This is a genomic window from Paenibacillus sp. FSL K6-2393, assembly GCF_038002545.1.
GTDB lineage: Bacteria > Bacillota > Bacilli > Paenibacillales > Paenibacillaceae > Paenibacillus.
Genome location: NZ_JBBOCU010000001.1, coordinates 3728408 through 3747241, shown reverse-complemented (window position 1 = coordinate 3747241; position 18834 = coordinate 3728408). Strand labels below are relative to the sequence as shown.

Sequence of the window (18834 nt, the reverse complement as noted above, 5' to 3'; positions counted from 1 at the left end):
CGTGGTATTACCATTATGATTGTAGTGGAATGATTATTTTAATCCAGACTTCGTGTTGGCATGCTCTTCAGCATTCAGGGAAGCAATCAGCTTCTCGCCTTCAACATCCAGGTTTGGCAGAATGCGATCCAGCCATTTTGGAAGTGCCCAAGCTTTGTCTCCGAAAATAGCCATGATGGCAGGGACCAAGCCCATACGGATGATGAAAGCATCAATCAGAATGCCTACAGCCAAAGTGAAACCAATCTGCTTGATCATGACATCATCAGTGAAGATAAATCCTGCAAATACAGAGACCATAATCACTGCTGCGGCAACAACCACGCGACTTACCTGATTGTATCCATGAACAACGGATTCGGTCCCGCGATGACCATGCACATAGGATTCCCGCATGGAGCTAACAAGGAAGACTTGATAGTCCATCGCCAGGCCATACAGGATACCTGTCACGATGATCGGCATAAAGCTCAGCAGCGGGCCGCCTGTATCGAAACCAAAGAGCGAATGCAGCCAGCCCCATTGGAATACAGCAGTTGTGATCCCGAATGTAGCCAGGATACTAAGCAGGAAACCAATTGTTGCTTTGATGGGAACGATGATCGAACGGAAAACGAGTAACAGGATGATCAGCGAGAGCAAGATTATGATACCTACATAAATAGGGAACACCTGCGCCAGTTTGGCTGACATATCGATGTTTACAGCTGTAAGTCCAGTAACTCCAAGTTTCACATCATAGGTCTGTGCGATGCTGGAATCAGCCGCGCGTAGATCAGTGACCAGTGTTTTAGTGAGATTATCGTTAGGACCCGTTTTTGGAATGAGACTGAAAATAGCTAAATCTTCTGTCATACCAAGCGGTGTGACTTGTGCAACGTTATTCTGTCCTTGGAGTTCCATCACCAGACCGCCCAAGAGTTCCGGTGTAACTTTTGCGGATGATTGATTAGGCTCTGCGACCAGAATAAGTGGCCCGTTAAATCCTTCTCCGAAGCCTTCGGAGATGGCATCATAGCTTTGTCTTGCTGTTGTATCCAGATTCGCTGAGGAAGCGCCAGGGATACCCATTTCCATTTTGGTAATCGGCGTCGCGGCAAAACCAAGAATGACGATGATGGCGATAATGGTAGCCCAACGATTTTTGATAACGAATTTCACCCATCTGTCCGCGACTCCGCGGCTAGTGGATTTAGGATGTTTCGTGCTTTTCTCACGAGCTTTGGCGGAACAGATGCGTTCTCCTACCAATCCGAGTAAAGCTGGCAACAGGGTTAAAGCAACAAATACGTTGATGAGTACGGTGGCAGCTGCGACCAAAGCCATCGTAGACAAGAATGTGAGACCGATGACAAGCATACCGCACAGTGCAATAATGACGGTTAATCCGGCAAAAAATACTGCGCTGCCCGATGTGCCAATGGCTCTTGCTGTTGCTTCTTTTGCACTCAAGCCCTGATCAATAATCATTCGACGTTGACGATTAACAATGAAGAGAGCGTAATCGATTCCGACAGCCAATCCAACCATGAGAGCTAGGACGGAAGTGACACTAGGCATTTCGATGAATTTGGAGATGGAGAACGCACCACCAACTCCAATGGCAACACCGAGGAGTGCAGTGATCAGAGGTAGACCTGCTGCAACAACGGAGCCAAGGGTGATCAGCAATACAATGACAGCAATGACCAGTCCGACAATCTCTGCCGAGCCGACTCCAATCGATACCGTTTTGAGCGTTTCGCCCGGCAGCACCTTAATATTGGTTCCTTGCTCTACCGTCATAACAGATTGAATAACGGAATCAAATACATCCTGTGTTATGGCAGACTGCTCAATTGTAAATTGGAACTGGAACAGTGCAATGCTGCCGTCCGAAGAGATCAGCATTCCAGGTACAGGAACACCATCCACCATCAAAGGTCCATAGGGAGGAGGCGTGGTTGTTGCGGATTGCGCCGTATCAGTAGCCTGAGCATTCTGAGCCATTTCCGCCTGAGCACCCGAATTACCTGCTTCAGCTGCATAGTCCGCAGGGTTAATGACTTTGTCTAATCCGTAAACTTCATTAACACCTTTCATCATGGCCGCCAAACGTTCAGGCGTATCCAAACGCTCGTTGTCTGGAGCTTTGAACACAACACTTCCTTGACCGCCGGAGGCGGCTGGCAGTTCTTTTGCCAATTGATCCAAAACCTTCTGTGACTCTGTGCCTTCAATCTTCATTTCAGAACTGATGTGAATACCATTGATGCTGATCATGGAGATGACAATTCCCAGAATTAAAACCCAGCCAATGATGAAGTAGGCAGGTTTGCTAAAAGCGGTTTTCCCCACTCTGTATAATAATGTAGACATTTCTCTATTTTACACTCCCTCTATGATGAATGTGGATGGTTGGCATGTTCGAATCCTGCCCGTAAATGATTAAACGTGGTTTCCAAAAATTGATCGAAGGTTAAAGCGCCGGGCTTGGTATCTTCAGTAATGACTTGTCCGGGCAGCAACACATTGAGTCTTCCATCAATTAATGGCAGTATTGTTCCATATAGTGCGTTGATCAAAAGATAAGTATAGATCTCGTCATACTTCCCGTTAGATAAGTCTAATAAGGTATCTTGTGCCTGCGTCTGCATCCGGTGCATGGCTCCAAGGTAATGCGGTTCAAGCACGGGATAAGTCTGGGATAGCGAGAGCAGCTGATGAAGTCTTCCAATTAGTTCTGTTGTAAGCTGCATCTTGATCAGGTTATACAGTACGTCAAGCAAGGAGACATTGTCGGGCATTTCGGTAAGTAACTCTTCGAGTTCCGTTGTATTCTGAACGGATATTGCACCTCTTGCTACGGCTTCTTCTTTACATGTGAAGTAGTTTGCAAATGTTCTACGTGAACAACCCACCTGATGTACGATATCTTCGACCGTAAAGCCATCAAGCCCATGTTCAAGGGTTAGTTCAAATGCAGCACTAGCAAGTGCTTTTTCAGTGGCTTCTTTCTTCAAATGTCGCAAGTTTCTTTTAATCATCATTCTCCGCTTATGCGTTCACCTCCAATACCAATGACTATGGTTTAATTCTTTTTAAGAAGAGCACACTTACTGAATATGCACTTTGTGAGGTTTATCATATCAACAAGTTGCCCATTGTGCAAATTTACTCATTGTGCAATTATTTTATATGACGGCTATAGTGCGAATCAATACTTCAACTCCTGAGGAATGAGTGTTAAAATCAATAGAAAAACTTGGGGCGATAACGAGACATGAGTAGTCGTAAACAAAGTTTATTGGAAACAGCACTTGCACTATTTTTAGAGCATAGCTATGCAAATACAACAATCCAGATGATCCTGGATCAATCAGGTGTATCCAAAGGCACATTCTACAAATTCTTCAGTTCCAAAGAAGACTGTTTATATTCGATTATTGATCAGCGCATGCAAGAGGATGTTTTCATTCGCAAAGAACTTGAACAAAATCACTATACATCGGATTATGATCTGCTCGTAGACCAGATTGCGATTCCTATGTCTGTACCTAATAAAGAGCGAGTATGGGAATTATATTGGACGGGCTTTTATTCCGGGGAGATCAACTCAGCCAAACTGGCTACAGTTCACCTAAAATGGCTGTCCACACGCTTGATTCAGGTGTACGGAAACGATATTAGCTTATATGCCAACGAAGGGGCAATATTGTGCTATGGCATATTACATCAGATTGCCAACACATCAAGAAGTCTAAATACGCAAAAACCGGTATGGAGCGAAGTGGTTCCAAAAGTACTAACGTACATTGAAGTGATCCTAAGAACAATGCACCAGAGAAATGAACATATTTTCGACTTTCAGTCTCTCTATTTCCTGAATGCCGATGAGCGTAACCATGATATGGGTCTGGACATCGATAATGTATTGATCGAATTTGATGAGTTCAACAACCGTGTTCAAAAATCCAAGGAATCTGCAGCATTGAAGCAACTTTCGAAGGGGCTTTTAGCGTTATTACAGGATCAAGAGGATTTAAATATTCCTGTAATCGAAGTGGTACTTCAAGCGTTTCACAAAGAGTACAAATCCAGTGCGTTTCAATCGGAAGCCAATAGAGTGAGTGAAGCCTGTTGGTGGTATTTGGAACTGGTGAAACAACGTAATTAATATGGGGGTTGGCTAATAGCCGACCTCTTTTTTTATACTTTTTATGCTTGTAATTATAAATATTATACTAATCGTATATAAATGAAATAGTGTTATAACAGTTGTTTACTGCCGTTAAATCTATAATATTTGAAAATAAATAGACTAGTAGTATATAATCGAAATGAACATATATTTCCATAGATTTGAATAACTTCACTTCGAAAGGAAGATTATAATGAATCATTCGAATAACCAGACCTCAGAAAAAGTAGAATTTAATTTATTTAGCGAAGAAAATAGTAAAGATCCATTTGCCATGTTTGCACAGATGCGTGCCAAAGGTTCCGTTGTTCCTATACCTAATCCAATGGGTGGAGCAGGGCGAACCTGGATTGTAACTCGGATGGACGTTGCCATGGAAGTGCTGAAAGATCACTCTCGATTTACGGTAGATATGAACTCTATTGATAGTGGCAATGATATTCGAAAGAATCTCTCAGGCGAGCTTGGTTCGTCGGAACCCCAGACTTTTTTTACCGGAAAGTCGATGCTCTTTGTTGATGAACCGGATCACCGTAGACTGCGTAGCCTGGTTTCCAAAGCATTCACTCCAAGATATATGGAAAGCCTGCGTCCACGCGTCCAGGAAATTGCCGATGAGTTGATTGACCAATTCGAAGGAAAAGGAGAGATGGATCTTGTAAAAGACTATGCCTATCCTTTCCCAATCAACGTTATTTCCGAGATGTTGGGTATACCTCAGGAAGACCGACCTCAAATCCATGTATGGTCTGAAGCCATTGCAAAAGGTCTTGGTTTTGGTAAACAGGACCCTGCAGTAGCGCAGCACTTGCGATCATTTGCAGAGTACACCTCACAGCTTGTGGCGAACAAACGAGTAGAACCTTCTGATGACCTCATCAGTCAATTAATTGCGATTGAGGAGGAGGGGGATCGATTGAATGAAGATGAATTAATATCCATGATCACGTTATTAATATTTGCTGGACATGAGACAACGTCCAATCTGATTGCAACCGGCTCTTATCTTCTTCTGACACATCCCGAACAACTGAAACAACTGAAACGAGATCTTAATCTGGTTCCTTCTGCGGTGGAGGAGTTGTTACGATATAACGGACCCGCCACTTCTTCAGGTCCTCGTTATGCAACACAGGACACGGAGTTGGATGGACAATTGATTCAAAAAGGAGATGTTGTGATTCCCCTCCTGAAATCAGCGAATCGGGACGAACAGCAATTCACTGATCCGGAAGAATTGGATATTGAACGCAAAATAAAACGGCATTTGGCCTTTGGACACGGCATCCATATGTGTCTTGGCGCTCCTCTTGCTCGTGTGGAGGGGGACGTGGCGTTTACTACGCTTTTACGTCGACTACCGGATCTTCAGCTCAGCATTCCTCAGGAAGAGATTCATTGGCACTCTGCTTTGTCATCACAAGGATTGGCATCTTTGCCTGTTAAATTTTAATAGATGAACTTAGTATGACTCACTGAGTATGACGAATTTTCGTCATACTCTTTATTTGTATTGATGATAGAATGGAATGAATAGAGGTTAGCCGTGTCATTGAACGATCCTTAATGTGAAGGATAAAATGAGTACATAATTTTTTGTTGTAGAGGTAAACTATATGAATAAAGATGAGTTTTTTATGCATAAAACCATTGAGATTGCTCTGCAAGCTCGCAAAGAAGGAAACGAACCATTCGGCCCATGATCAATTAGCGGAAATTGCTGGTGGCAACATCATGATCGCGTGTGAAGGAGTATTTGACAAAAGTCCTCAAAAGCCTGAAGTAACAGGGGAATTACTTAATACAGAGGGCTTGAAAGTCTTCGAGGGATATCAATTTCATTCCAAGTCGTAATCCGGTCAAAAAAATAATTTTTGATAATTGCTTGATTTTTTTTTCAACGTCTGATAGTGTAAGACCTGTGATTTTGGGAAGTTAATTTATCAATATGAATTAGAGCTTTCCAGCAGATAATTTTGACCACTTCACCAGGAAGTTAAGGCCATACGGACAGCCGGGTCAAACGCCGATTGGCAACTTACGTTGCTTTATTGATTGAGTTCAAAGCTCAAATTTTATAAGTTGGTTACTTTACAACCAGTGCAATTGCACATCAACTTGTGAAACGGTCAATAAGAGTGGTAAAGGCGAATTATTTGCTATATAGACTCTGATCCAATATTGATATACATGAAGGAGCTTTCCGCCAAAGGAGTTCTTGTGAACTTTTTTGGTCATGGAGACTTCACGTCTTTTTTATGATGTATATCGATAAGCAAGTGTGATGATGCGCGATTGCGGGCATTTTTCACCTTGCTTTTTTTGTTGTCTTGTTGTTGTCATCGTATTAAACCAATAAAAAAAAATACATATTGGGATAGGAGAATGTAAAATGGGAAAAGCACTAATCATCGGCGCCGGCGGCGTTGCTTCCGTGGCAGTACACAAATGCGTTCAAAACAGCGAAGTTTTTGAGGAAATCTGCATCGCGAGTCGTACAAAATCCAAATGTGATGAGCTCAAAGCCAAGCTGGACGGCGGAAAAACAAAAATCACGACAGCACAAGTAGATGCTGATAATGTTGACGAACTGATCGCTCTGATCAACGAAGTTAAACCGGATATCGTAATGAACCTTGCTTTGCCGTATCAAGATCTGACAATCATGGATGCTTGCCTTGCAACTAAAACAAATTACATGGACACAGCAAACTATGAGCCACATGATACAGCGAAGTTTGAATACAGCTGGCAATGGGATTACAAAGAGCGTTTTGAACAAGCAGGCATTACTGCATTGCTCGGTAGTGGATTTGACCCAGGCGTGACAGGCGTATTCTCCGCTTATGCCCTGAAGCACTACTTTGACGAAATTGAGTACATCGACATTTTGGACTGCAATGGCGGCGACCATGGCTATCCGTTCGCAACCAACTTCAACCCTGAGATCAACATTCGCGAAGTATCTGCGAACGGAAGATACTGGGAGAATGGTGAATGGATTGAAACAAAACCGATGGAAATCAAACGTGTCTACGACTTCAAAGAAGTTGGCGAGAAAGACATGTACCTGTTGTACCATGAGGAACTGGAATCTTTGGCAAAAAACATGCCAGGTCTGAAACGTATCCGTTTCTTCATGACATTTGGTCAAAGCTACCTGACTCACTTAAAAGCTCTTGAAAATGTAGGCATGACTTCAATCGAGCCTATTGAATATGAAGGTAAACAAATTATTCCACTGCAATTCCTGAAAGCAGTACTGCCTGATCCAGCATCCCTTGGACCACGTACTGTAGGTAAAACAAACATCGGTTGTATTTTCAAAGGTAAAAAAGATGGTCAAGACAAAACATATTATGTATACAATATCTGTGATCACCAAGAGTGTTACAAAGAAGTGGGTTCCCAAGCGATCTCTTACACAACAGGCGTTCCAGCTATGATCGGTGCAGCAATGGTCATGACAGGCAAATGGAACAAACCAGGCGTATACAATGTAGAAGAGTTCAACCCAGATCCATTCATGGAAGAGTTGAACAAATGGGGCCTCCCATGGGTAGAAGACTTCAACCCGGTACTCGTTGATGAGCTGCCAGAAGAAGTTAAAGAATCGGAGCTTGTTCGTTAAAATGCGGTTCGAGCAATTACCGACCCCATGTTTTGTTGTTGACGAGGCGCTTATCGAGAGAAACCTGAAAATCCTGAACGGTGTTATGCAGCGTACAGGTGCCAAAATCGTGCTCGCTCAAAAAGCATTTTCCATGACTGCGATGTATCCGCTGATTGGAGAATACCTGAGCGGCGCTACGGCGAGTGGTTTGTATGAAGCACGCCTGGGCCACGAGGAAATGGGCAAAGAGAACCATGTCTTTGCTCCGGCATATCGCGCAGAAGAGATCGACGAGATTCTCTCCATCTGCGACCATATTATTTTTAATTCTTTTTCACAGCTTGCAAAATTCAAGGATAAGGCGCTTCAAGCTGGCCGTAAGGTCGGCTTGCGCGTCAATCCTGAATGCTCTACTCAAGAAGGACACGAGATCTACGATCCGTGTTCTCCGGGTTCGCGTTTTGGCGCGAAACAAGAGGATTTCCAAGCAGATCTGTTGGAAGGTGTCTCCGGACTGCACTTCCACACACTGTGTCAGCAAAATTCAGATGATCTGGAGACTACGCTGAACGCAGTTGTTGAGAAGTTCGGACAATGGCTGCCACAAATGGAATGGATCAACTTCGGTGGTGGGCACCATATCACACGTGAAGATTATGATATTCCAAGACTGGAAGCATGCATCAAGCGTATGCAGAACGACTATGGCCTAGAAGTATATCTGGAGCCGGGAGAAGCTGTTGCGCTGAACGCGGGTTATCTGGTGACCTCTGTGCTTGACTTCCATAAAAACGGTATGGACATCGCTATTCTGGATACTTCAGCTACGTGTCATATGCCGGATGTGTTGGAAATGCCATATCGCCCGCCGCTGATCGGTTCGGGAGAAGTGGGTGAGAAGGCTCATCTGTATCGCCTAGGTGGACAAACCTGTCTGTCTGGTGACGTGATTGGGGATTACTCATTCGATCAGCCTTTGCAGGAAGGCGACCGTCTGGTATTCGAGGACATGGCGATTTACTCCATGGTGAAAACCAATACGTTCAACGGCATGCCGCTTCCAGCGATTGCAGTCAAAAGAAAAGACGGCGATTGCGAAGTTGTTCGCGAATTCGGATATCAGGATTTCAAAATGAGGCTGGCATAATTACTTCATTATATAGTAAACATTAATATAGAATTGAAAATAAAACAAAGAAGGGGACCTGGAGACAGGTTCCCTTTTTAACGTTAAATGATGTTTAATGATTAGATTTAATGATGTTTATCATCGAGGTTAGATGAATGTTTACTGGTATTGAGCCGACTTAGCTTCGACTTCAGTTTTCGGGTTAATGTTGTGGTTTCGAGGCTGCTCTCGCAGCGTACGGAAAGATCGGTTCTCTTAGTTCAAAGTCATATGTTAACCCATCCACAATGCCCACTACACTCTCACTGTCATACAACTCCAGCAAAAATCCAGCCATTTGTTCCGCCGTATGGAACTTGGGAACCCTGCCTTCATATTCAAACTCATCTACATTAAAGGAATGTTTCGCAAATTCCGTCTCGGTTGCAGCCGGAGCGAGGACTTTGGCCTGCATCGCTGCGTTCTTACCTTTTAACTCTTGCGCAAGTCCTTCCGTAAAGGCACTAACATAGAACTTGGTTGCGCAGTAGGTTACTGCATCGGCTACAATCGTATATCCACCACCAGAGGAGATATTAATGATCTGTGTGCCATCAACATTTGCATAATCACGTACATACAGGGAAGAAAGAATCGTAAGAGCTTCTATATTAAGATGAAGCATCTGCTCAATCTTTGGCAGGTGTTGTTCGCCAACGGAAGCGAAATTCCCGAATCCGGCGTTGTTGATCCAAGTCTCAATGGAATAAGCCTGAAGACTTTCATAGAATTCATGCACATTAGCGGCAATAGACAGATCCACTGTACGAATGACAACATCCAGATCTGGATTGATTTCAGCTACTTTTGCTTTTAATTTGTCCAATTCATCGGTTCTGCGTGCAGCCAGGATCATATTTTTGCCACGAGCTGCAAAAGCTAAAGCCGCTTCATATCCAATGCCTGAACTGGCACCGGTAATCACTGTATATTTCATGGGAATTCCTCCTGAATCTGATTTCATTTTTTATTGTGATGTGACCACGAGTTGATTATACTGATTAGAGCTTACTCTAAGTCAAGCGGGAAAATGGAGGGGAGGTTAACCATGCATACCATAGGTGAAGTGGCAGAATTACTCCATATCAGTGCACATACGTTGCGTTATTATGAGAAGGAACAGATTGTAACTCCTCTCCGAGATGCCAGTGGAGACAGGCGATACAACGAGTCACACCTGAAGTGGCTACAATTTGTGATCAAATTAAAAGAGACTCAAATGCCCATTGCTATCATTAAGAAATATGCGTCCTTGTTTCAGGAAGGGGAGCATACGGCGGCGGATCGTTTAAAGCTGCTGGAGGAGCATAAAGAGTCGATTCAAAAACAGATGCACATACTTAACACAGCAGATGAGATGCTTGAGCATAAAATTTCGTCGTATCGAACGCTCATCGGACAATGAACTAACACACACAAATGACGTTCTATTGCCAAAACAGTGATTTTTATTATAGACTGTTTTTTATCGGTTGTTCATCAAGGGGGAAATGCAATGCATCAAAACAGAAAACAAAAGTCAAACAAGTTAAAGATTCTCTCCAAAGTATTATTGATTATCATTGGGGGATTTATAACGGCATATGGCCTGGAAGCCATATTGATCCCGAATAATGTCTCAGATGGTGGTGTCACAGGTCTGAGTATCGTAGGATCACAGCTGTTCGGATTACCACTGGGGATGCTCATCGGGATTATTAACATTCCATTTGTGTGGCTCGGGTACAAGCAAATCGGAAAAAGCTTTGCGTTATATTCGATCATCGGTATTGCTTCACTGGCAATCAGTACGAGTCTGATGCACCATGTACCAACTATCATTGAAGGTGATACCTTGCTTGTTACGGTTGTCGGCGGGATTATTATCGGTTTTGGTATGGGACTTGCATTACGTAATGGTGGCGCATTGGATGGCATAGATATGCTGGCTGTACTCCTTTCGCGAAAAGTACCTTTTGGAACCAGTGATCTCATTCTGTTCCTCAACATGTTTGTATTTATTGTCGTTTCTACCGTGTTTGGTCTGCAAGGTGCGATCTTGTCAGGACTTGCGTATTTTATTGCTTCTAAAGTAATACATATTGTTGAAGAGGGCTTGAGCGGCTCCAAAACGTTTAAAATTATTACGAATCAACCTGAGATTATGGTTGAAACCATTCGGGACCGCTTAGGCCGTGGAGCAACGTATACTGAGGCTTACGGTGGCTACTCTAATGAGCAATTCAAGGAAATTACTTGTGTCATTAACCGGATGGAAGAGAGTAAAATTAAAGATATCATTCACGAAATTGACCCAACTGCTTTTGTAGTCGTATACGATGTAGCTGAAGTAAGAGGTGGTAATTTCAAAAAGAAAGATATTCACTAACATACAAAAACGCGCTGACAGGAGGAATACTCTTGCCAGCGCGTTTTTGTTTTACCATATGTATATAAAAAAAATCAAGCTTCCGTAAAAACTGTACTGAAGCTACTGTCAACACCTTCAATATACAATGGAACAGCATATACCTTTTCAATTCCAGATAAATCATGGTTTAAATTCATATCCTCTATAAGTAGAATGAACTTGCCATCAACCCGACCTTTCCCGAGCATAATCTGATGAAAAGTGATAGCTTCATCCACATGAATCACAGACCCAGAAGAGATCATATCCATTCCAACTGCTCTCAATGAATCAAAAACCATCAGGTAACTTGCAGCATCTGCTGCAAACCCTGGGTTATGATCACTATAACGAACAGGGTCAGATGATCGAAAATTTCCAAAACCTGTGCGTATGAGCAGTAGATCAGAGCCAGCGATCTGGTGTTCATACGGCTCCAAGTCAGCTTTTGTAATAAGTTCATCATCTCCTTTGGGAATATCGAGGATTGTTGGATGAGTAAAGATAAAGTAGTCTATTGGAATCTCGCTTATTTTTAGACCTTGCGGATTGAAATGCCAAGGCCCGTCAATATGAGTTCCATTATGGTCGAGAGATGTGATGATAAATTGGTTATACAGATCTCCTTGATCTATGCTGGACTGCTGCTGAATCTCAACAGGAGGGTTATCTTTATAAACGGGAGTATTTACACTAAGAGGATAGGACAAGAGGATCCGCTTCATCTGTTGTTCTCTCCTTTATGTCACACAGTTTCTATATAATGTTTGGTGAATGTATGGACTCATATTATGAAAGGAATCGGTATTTCATGCATAAGTACAGCTCTCTTATGGAAAACTTCTATAGTGCGGATACAATGCATGATTTCATGTATGGGAGGTTAGCATAGTGACAAAACAAGACCCGCAAGAGCTTTTGAAGCAAAAACACGAGCTGGATGAACAAAAAAGACAGTTCACTAATTTTTCGCGGAATATTTCTGGTCATGGTGAGGTTGAAGCTGGTCAAGAGTTCAGTGTTGACCGGGTACCAGATGATCAAAACCGTATGAAATCGGTTGAGAACAGACGCGGCGAAGTCTAAAACGTTACAACATAAGCCGATCCTTTCATGGATCGGTTTATTCGTGTGGAGCAGTGTGATGCACAAAGAATATGTATTGTAATTGCACATAGGAGAGTATATAGGTGGTGGTCAATCGTTGTAAAAGGTCGTATATTATTAATATGTCGATTGTGGGATTGAATATGGACCACATCGCAATATGATAAACGATTTTACATAGAAGGACGGGAAAAAATGGACTTTAAACCGCTTGCTTCATTTATTGACCGCATTACATCCTGGCGTATACCGTGGGCAGAGGTGCTGGTGATGCATCGAAATGATACCGTTTTCCATTATCGTAATGGTTACGCCAATCTGGAGGAGAAAACGCCCATTGGTGATGGAGCGATCTTCAATCTATACTCCATGACCAAAATCATGACCTGCGTTGCAGGCTTGCAACTGGTGGAAAGAGGTGAAATGCTGTTAAGTGATCCACTGTCCGATTATCTGCCAGAGTATGCTGATATGACGGTGAAGAAAACGATGGCGAACGGTGAGATTCGGCTGGAAAAGGCGACAAGAGCCATTACAGTGCGCGATTTGTTCACCATGACTGCCGGTTTCTCTTATGACGTGGGTAATCCAAGCATTCAGGAAGCCGTCAAAAGAACCGACGGAACATTGCCGACACGTGACTTTGCGAGAGCGCTTGCGAAAGAACCACTGCTGTTTGAACCAGGAACACACTGGAATTACAGCATGTGCCATGATGTGCTGGGAGCCTTGATTGAAGTGGTCAGTGGTAAAAGCTTTGGTACGTATCTCCGGGACGAAATCACCGGACCACTGGGTATGAATGATACAGCGTTTAATCTGAACGATGAGCAGCAGAAGCGCCTGATTCCGCAGTATGCTTATAATGATGAGCTTGAAAAGGCTGTACGTATGGATGGTAATGGATTCCGTGTGGGTACCGAGCTGGAGAGCGGCGGTGCTGGGTTATTGTCAACCGTTAGTGATTATGCACGTTTTCTGAAGGCACTTACTGGGTTTGGTACAAGTCCTGAAGGTGTACGCATTTTGTCACAAGCTTCAGTGGAACTGATGCGAACGGATCACCTGAACGAGATGACTCGCGGTGATTATTCGTGGGATCATATGTATGGATACGGCTATGGACTAGGTGTTCGTACACATATCTCCAAAGCAGGCAGTGGTTCGCTGAGCCCACTGGGTGAATTTGGATGGAGTGGTGCTGCTGGTTGTATGGCCATTATTGATCCGGATTCAGAGCTTACGGTCATGTATGCCCAGCATCTGCTCAACAGTCAGGAACCATATGTTCAACGACGCTTACGTAATGTGGTATACTCCTGCCTATAACTCATATCGTATTCGTAGTTACTTGAAGAGCCGCTATATTAGCGGCTTTTTTATGTTATATAGATCGAAAACTATTGATTTAGATTGTTATATATTTCTTTATTAGAAAGGGTATGTTATCATTCTTAGGAAAATAGTACTAGTAGGAGGATATGCTTATTGAACATTAACTTATATTAATTACATAGCTTGATCAAGATTAGGACTCTAGCAAGTACCTGTTTGAAAGTTGAGATGGTATACGATTTAAAATTAGAAAAGAGCTGCTAGATTTTTATTTTTTTACTAAAAGGAGAGTCAACGATGATACACCCTAAACACAACGCAAAATGGGCTTCTCTGGCCTTACTTACCTTAATCGGCTATGTTCTGAGCGCATTGCTCCTGTTACCACCCAATGCTGCTGCCAAGGGAGAACAAATCTCTGCCAAACAGCTCGCAAGTATGAGCCGGCTTTCATTTACACTTCGTGATGCCAAGCAAACGGCTTACACCGTTTATATTTTCGCTTATGATGAACAGAAGAGCACGCTGACCGAAGAAAATGGTTGGACAAACAATAAAAAAGGCGACAAGAGTTATTCAGGAACGTATCGTGCAGCCTTGCTGAAAAAAGGTGCAGCATACGGAACAGTCCAAGCAGCAAAACTGGATCTGAATACGATTATTTTGCCTCAAACCTGGAACTTCGTTGTGAAGAGTAAAGAGGCTAGTACACCAGACATGCTGATGATTACCGATTGGGGAACTTCTAATTTTAATGAAGTGAAAACCTATATTGTTCGTTCCGGGGAATTGCGCCGTGTAACATATGTTGATAATAAGGGTAAAAAAATCGACGATTCCTACTCTGCAAGCAGAGATGATGGAATTCGTACTCTTTCAGGTGCCCGAGTACAGTTCAAAAATTACAACAACCTGCAATTTGTCTATGGAGTTAATACGTTTAAGCTGAATGTGAACAAATTGGAATTGCGTCTGGAAGATACGCGTAACCTCCGTTCAAAAGCTTGGCCGAACTCGGGTGTTGGCGATCGCGCTTACCTGAAAAGCTTGAAGGATGCTGCTTTAAAGGGTGCATTACCAGGCCGGACGGACATCAAGATTGGCATGACGCTTCAAAATGCGCAAAAAAAGCTGGGGAAACCAACCTCTCGTTCAAATGAGGAATGGGGAGCGTTCTATTATTATTCTAAATTCGGCGTCGGATTTGATTCATACATGCACGAGCTTACCAATAAATCACGTATTGCCGTTTTTGATTTGTACAATGAGAAGCAGAATCTGTCACCATGGAATGTGAAAATATGGATGGGGAAACCTTCCTCAGAGTATTACAATGAAGTCGTTGGTGGTTATGAGATGGTATACCAATTGGGTAATCACGCCATTGTATTCAATTATGAGGAAGAAGAGGACTTGATTGACTTTACGAGTATATATTAAGCTATAACATCGCAAGAAACAAAAGTGTGTCGTATTCTTATTTACAAAAAAAGCCGCTAAATAGCGGCTTTTTTGATTTCCATGAGATGGACTGTAGTCTATTTTATTGGAGTGTTATTAGAGCTTTGCACAGAACGCACACGATTGACTAAATAAATGCCGACCGACACGAACAGTAATGCAGCCAGGTTTTTTAGCTCGAAAATCGTTTCGCCTAAGAATAAAGCCGATAATAATGCTCCAAACACAGGGATAAGGAAGTTGTATACAGACACTCTTCCGACCTTATTGTATTTGAGAAGCAGATTCCATAGACAAAATGCAACGGATGACAGCAAGGCCAAGTAAATCAAGTTACTGGTGGATTCCAGGGTGAAATGGGTAACCCGACCACCGAGTAAGAGACCTAATAGCGTAAGTACCAATCCCCCGACGAATAAGCTGACACCTGTGATAATCAGAACATCGATCGTAGCAGTGAGACGTTTTGCGTAAAGGGCCGTAACGGAAAAAACAAGTGCAGCTATAATAACAAACCCTTCACCTGTGAACGAAAAGGAAAAAGCAAGCAGATCCGTATGGAAGTTTACGATGATCACACCGACAAATCCAAGCAAGCAGCCAACGATTTTATTTCTGCTTAACTTGTCGTTTTTATAGATGAAATGGGCCAGAACAACACTAAAAAAGGTCGTCGTTGCATTCATAATGGAGCCTTTGACACCCGTTGTATTGGCTACACCAACGTAAAAAAACATATATTGCAAACCGGTTTGCAATATACCTAGCATGATGAGGCTTGTCCACTGTGGTCTGGACAATTGGAGCTTCTCTTTTCTAACGATACGAGACAGGAGCAAGAGCAGCAAGCCCGCCAGTGTAAATCGGTATCCTGCAAATACATACTTGGAAGCAATATCTTCCGGAAGAATGTTAAACGCGATATATCCAAGTTTGATGGATGGGTACGCACTTCCCCATAACAAACAACACAGGCTTGCAACGAGCATGACAAAAATAGGATCACTAAATTTACTCGGTTTCTCAAGGGTATTTCTCTCTATCACTTTCGATCTTCTCCTCACATTTCATGTACATATGTATGTATGAATCTATTAATATCCTCACTGACCATATCACATATCGCTAATGTTTGTAATGATAATTAATAAACCGCTCCTCCAGAACAGGAAGAAACCATGATACAGATGGATTCCAGTGCACATTCATGTATACTTGGAGAAATTTCCAGAATGAAAACGCTTGTCAAATTGAAAATAATATGATAATTTAATGTCTGTAACCGGTTACACATAGAGGAGAGCAACTTATGACAACAATTAAAGACGTAGCTCAACTGGCTGGCGTATCTGTTGCCACCGTATCCAGAGTCATTAATGATAGAGGTTATGTTCATGCCGACACACGCAAGAAAGTGGAAGATGCTGTGAAGGCGCTTAACTTTTCGCCAAATGAAGTGGCCCGCTCATTATATAAGCGCAAGTCCAAACTGATAGGCCTGTTGTTGCCGGATATTGCGAACCCTTACTTCCCGCAGTTGGCCCGCGGTGTAGAGGACAGGATGCAGGAACAGGATTACAGACTGATATTTGGAAATAGTGATGAGGATGAACGGAAGGAGCAGGATTACATCCAGACGTTTATCCAGAACAATGTGGTCGGTGTAATCTCTTCAACGAACTATCCTCATTCTTCAATATATGAAAACCTGAAGATTCCCGTTGTGTTTCTGGACAGAACTTCACTCGATCGTCCATCCGTGTATGCGGACGGCAGGGAAGGTGGAAGACTAGCTGCAAGGGAGATAATCAAACGCGGCAGTCGCCGAATCACGGTTATGCAAGGACCGTCACAGATCAGACCCGCTCAAGATCGCTTTGAAGGAGCGATTGAAATCATCCGTGATGCTGGGTTAGACTACCAGGTAATCCAGACAACCTCATTTTCAATTAACGAGGCGGGTGTATGGGCTGAAGAATTATTCAGGAAGTACGCGGACACAGACGGGGTCATTGCCAGCAATGACATCGCAGCCATGGCAGTACTGCATGAGGCATCACGAATCGGAAAAAAAGTTCCTGATGACGTACAAGTGATTGGTTTCGATGATATTCCGATGAGCAGCCTGTTATCGCCGGCATTGTCCACCATCCATCAGCCAGCATACGAGATGGGAAGAGAAGCGGCGGGATTACTTATCCAGCTTGTCGAACAAGCTGCAATAGAGAACAAAAACATACAGTTGCCCGTAAGTTTCATCGAACGGGGCACTACGAGAAAGGTGAAATCAGATGGCTAAAATATGTGTAATAGGAAGCAGTTCAATGGATCTGGTTGTTACTTCGTCAAGACGGCCGGGGGCGGGTGAAACCGTTCTTGGCGACAGCTTCAAAACGGTCCCTGGCGGTAAGGGAGCCAATCAGGCTGTTGCCGCTGCACGACTGGGTGCCGAGGTTGCGATGATCGGCCGGGTAGGCGACGATGCTTTTGGCAAAGATATTTTAGAGAACTTTAGAGCAAATGCTGTAAATACGCAAAATGTGAAACCGGTTACACATTTAGAAAGCGGAACGGCTCATATCATTCTGGCAGAAGGTGATAATAGTATCGTAGTGGTTGAAGCGGCCAATCGAGAAGTCACTCCTGCATATGTCGATGAGGCAGCTGAAGTAATTCGAAACGCAGATATCGTGCTGATTCAGCAGGAAATTCCGGAGGAAACGGTTGTTCATGTAAGTACATTATGTGCAGAATTCGGAACACCGCTGTTGCTTAATCCCGCACCGGCGAGAACATTACCGCAAGAAGTGATCGACAATGCCGCATATATCACGCCGAACGAGCATGAAGCCGAGATTTTGTTTCAGGGCATGAGTCCGGCACAGGCATTGCGTCAGTATCCTAACAAGTTGTTCATCACGGAGGGTAGTAAAGGTGTACGTTACTTTGATGGCACAGCGGAAATTCTAGTCCCAACTTATAAAGTTGAGGCTATCGATACTACTGGGGCAGGAGATACGTTCAACGCCGCATTTGCAGTTGCTTTAGCTGAAGGAAAAGCGTTGCAAGAGAGTATACGCTTCGCTAATCGGGCTGCATCGTTGTCCGTCACCAAGTTCGGAGCGCAGGGCGGTATGCCAACGCGTGATGAAGTAGAGGAGAGCTTGTAATGAAAAGAAATGGCATGTTGAATAGTCACATTTCCAAGATTTTGTCTGATCTGGGCCATACGGACATGATTGCGATTGCGGATGCAGGTCTACCAGTACCTGACGGGGTAATCAAAATCGATCTAGCCCTTAAATTGGGAACACCAAGTTTTCGCGAAGTGGTAGAGGTTATCGCAGAAGATATGGTTATTGAGAAAGTTATTGTGGCAGAAGAAATTCGCGAAGGCAATCCCGCAGCTATGCAATTCATCACGGAGAAATTCGGTGAAGAAGCCATCGATGCTTCCGTCAGCCATGAACAATTCAAAGCATTAACTCGGCAGGTGAAAGCGGTCATCCGCACAGGTGAAGCCACACCCTATGCCAATTGCATTTTACAATCGGGAGTCCATTTCGGTTAAAAGGAGGTTA

Annotated in this window: 17 protein-coding genes; 12 read left to right on the top strand and 5 right to left on the bottom strand. The window is 43.3% G+C overall.

What is annotated here, in order from left to right; all coding sequences use genetic code 11:
* Positions 1-33 precede the first annotated feature (33 nt).
* Positions 34-2358 (bottom strand): MMPL family transporter, encoded by a 2325-nt coding sequence (locus MHI14_RS16495; protein WP_339309400.1) that lies wholly within the window; start codon positions 2356-2358, stop codon positions 34-36.
* A gap of 20 nt (positions 2359-2378) precedes the next feature.
* On the bottom strand, positions 2379-3026 hold the full coding sequence (locus MHI14_RS16490) for a TetR/AcrR family transcriptional regulator (protein WP_341130790.1): 648 nt from the start codon (positions 3024-3026) through the stop codon (positions 2379-2381).
* A gap of 236 nt (positions 3027-3262) precedes the next feature.
* Here MHI14_RS16490 and MHI14_RS16485 point away from each other — a divergent pair, with 236 nt between their 5' ends.
* The 4 genes from MHI14_RS16485 to nspC all read left to right on the top strand — a co-directional run bounded on the left by MHI14_RS16485 (position 3263) and on the right by nspC (position 8940).
* Positions 3263-4156, top strand: a complete 894-nt coding sequence (locus tag MHI14_RS16485) for a TetR/AcrR family transcriptional regulator (RefSeq protein WP_341130789.1) — start codon at positions 3263-3265, stop codon at positions 4154-4156.
* A 217-nt stretch (positions 4157-4373) separates the two neighbouring features.
* Entirely contained in the window at positions 4374-5633 is a 1260-nt protein-coding gene (locus MHI14_RS16480; RefSeq protein WP_341130788.1) for a cytochrome P450 family protein, read from the top strand.
* A 939-nt stretch (positions 5634-6572) separates the two neighbouring features.
* A complete protein-coding gene (locus MHI14_RS16475; RefSeq protein WP_017688530.1) occupies positions 6573-7811 on the top strand; it encodes a saccharopine dehydrogenase family protein in 1239 nt (412 codons plus the stop codon).
* A 1-nt stretch (position 7812) separates the two neighbouring features.
* Complete coding sequence (gene nspC / locus MHI14_RS16470) at positions 7813-8940, top strand: carboxynorspermidine decarboxylase (RefSeq protein ID WP_133384741.1); 1128 nt, start codon at positions 7813-7815, stop codon at positions 8938-8940.
* Between the two features lie 184 nt (positions 8941-9124).
* On the opposite strand, the gene MHI14_RS16465 is transcribed toward nspC, so the two are convergent.
* On the bottom strand, positions 9125-9898 hold the full coding sequence (locus MHI14_RS16465; protein ID WP_341130787.1) for an SDR family NAD(P)-dependent oxidoreductase: 774 nt from the start codon (positions 9896-9898) through the stop codon (positions 9125-9127).
* 111 nt (positions 9899-10009) lie between these two features.
* On the opposite strand from MHI14_RS16465, the gene MHI14_RS16460 reads away from it, so the two are divergent.
* Together MHI14_RS16460 and MHI14_RS16455 are read left to right on the top strand one after the other, a co-directional pair.
* Positions 10010-10366 carry a MerR family transcriptional regulator gene (locus MHI14_RS16460; protein WP_036670900.1) on the top strand — a complete coding sequence of 119 codons (357 nt, stop codon included), beginning with the start codon at positions 10010-10012 and terminating at the stop codon, positions 10364-10366.
* A gap of 90 nt (positions 10367-10456) precedes the next feature.
* On the top strand, positions 10457-11329 hold the full coding sequence (locus tag MHI14_RS16455; protein ID WP_036670902.1) for a YitT family protein: 873 nt from the start codon (positions 10457-10459) through the stop codon (positions 11327-11329).
* Between the two features lie 74 nt (positions 11330-11403).
* Here the strand turns inward: MHI14_RS16455 and MHI14_RS16450 are convergent, their stop codons facing one another.
* Positions 11404-12075, bottom strand: coding sequence for a cyclase family protein (locus MHI14_RS16450; protein ID WP_289392519.1), 672 nt, complete (start codon positions 12073-12075; stop codon positions 11404-11406).
* A gap of 166 nt (positions 12076-12241) precedes the next feature.
* Here MHI14_RS16450 and MHI14_RS16445 point away from each other — a divergent pair, with 166 nt between their 5' ends.
* The 3 genes from MHI14_RS16445 to MHI14_RS16435 all read left to right on the top strand — a co-directional run bounded on the left by MHI14_RS16445 (position 12242) and on the right by MHI14_RS16435 (position 15232).
* The gene (locus MHI14_RS16445) at positions 12242-12436 is read left to right on the top strand and encodes a hypothetical protein (RefSeq protein ID WP_017688524.1); all 195 of its coding nucleotides are present in this window, start codon (positions 12242-12244) and stop codon (positions 12434-12436) included.
* A 216-nt stretch (positions 12437-12652) separates the two neighbouring features.
* Complete coding sequence (locus tag MHI14_RS16440; protein ID WP_341130786.1) at positions 12653-13786, top strand: serine hydrolase domain-containing protein; 1134 nt, start codon at positions 12653-12655, stop codon at positions 13784-13786.
* 303 nt (positions 13787-14089) lie between these two features.
* Entirely contained in the window at positions 14090-15232 is a 1143-nt protein-coding gene (locus MHI14_RS16435) for a DUF4309 domain-containing protein (protein ID WP_341130785.1), read from the top strand.
* Between the two features lie 98 nt (positions 15233-15330).
* On the opposite strand, the gene MHI14_RS16430 is transcribed toward MHI14_RS16435, so the two are convergent.
* Complete coding sequence (locus MHI14_RS16430) at positions 15331-16299, bottom strand: DMT family transporter (RefSeq protein WP_091030590.1); 969 nt, start codon at positions 16297-16299, stop codon at positions 15331-15333.
* Positions 16300-16562: 263 nt separating this feature from the next.
* Here MHI14_RS16430 and MHI14_RS16425 point away from each other — a divergent pair, with 263 nt between their 5' ends.
* From MHI14_RS16425 to rbsD, 3 genes are read left to right on the top strand one after another with little or no spacing between them, the layout of a single operon-like run.
* Complete coding sequence (locus MHI14_RS16425; protein ID WP_341130784.1) at positions 16563-17552, top strand: LacI family DNA-binding transcriptional regulator; 990 nt, start codon at positions 16563-16565, stop codon at positions 17550-17552.
* On the top strand, positions 17545-18423 hold the full coding sequence (gene rbsK / locus MHI14_RS16420; RefSeq protein WP_133384747.1) for a ribokinase: 879 nt from the start codon (positions 17545-17547) through the stop codon (positions 18421-18423). The genes MHI14_RS16425 and rbsK overlap by 8 nt, the downstream gene beginning before the upstream one ends.
* Positions 18423-18824, top strand: a complete 402-nt coding sequence (rbsD, locus tag MHI14_RS16415; RefSeq protein WP_133384748.1) for a D-ribose pyranase — start codon at positions 18423-18425, stop codon at positions 18822-18824. The genes rbsK and rbsD overlap by 1 nt, the downstream gene beginning before the upstream one ends.
* The last annotated feature ends 10 nt before the right edge of the window (positions 18825-18834 follow it).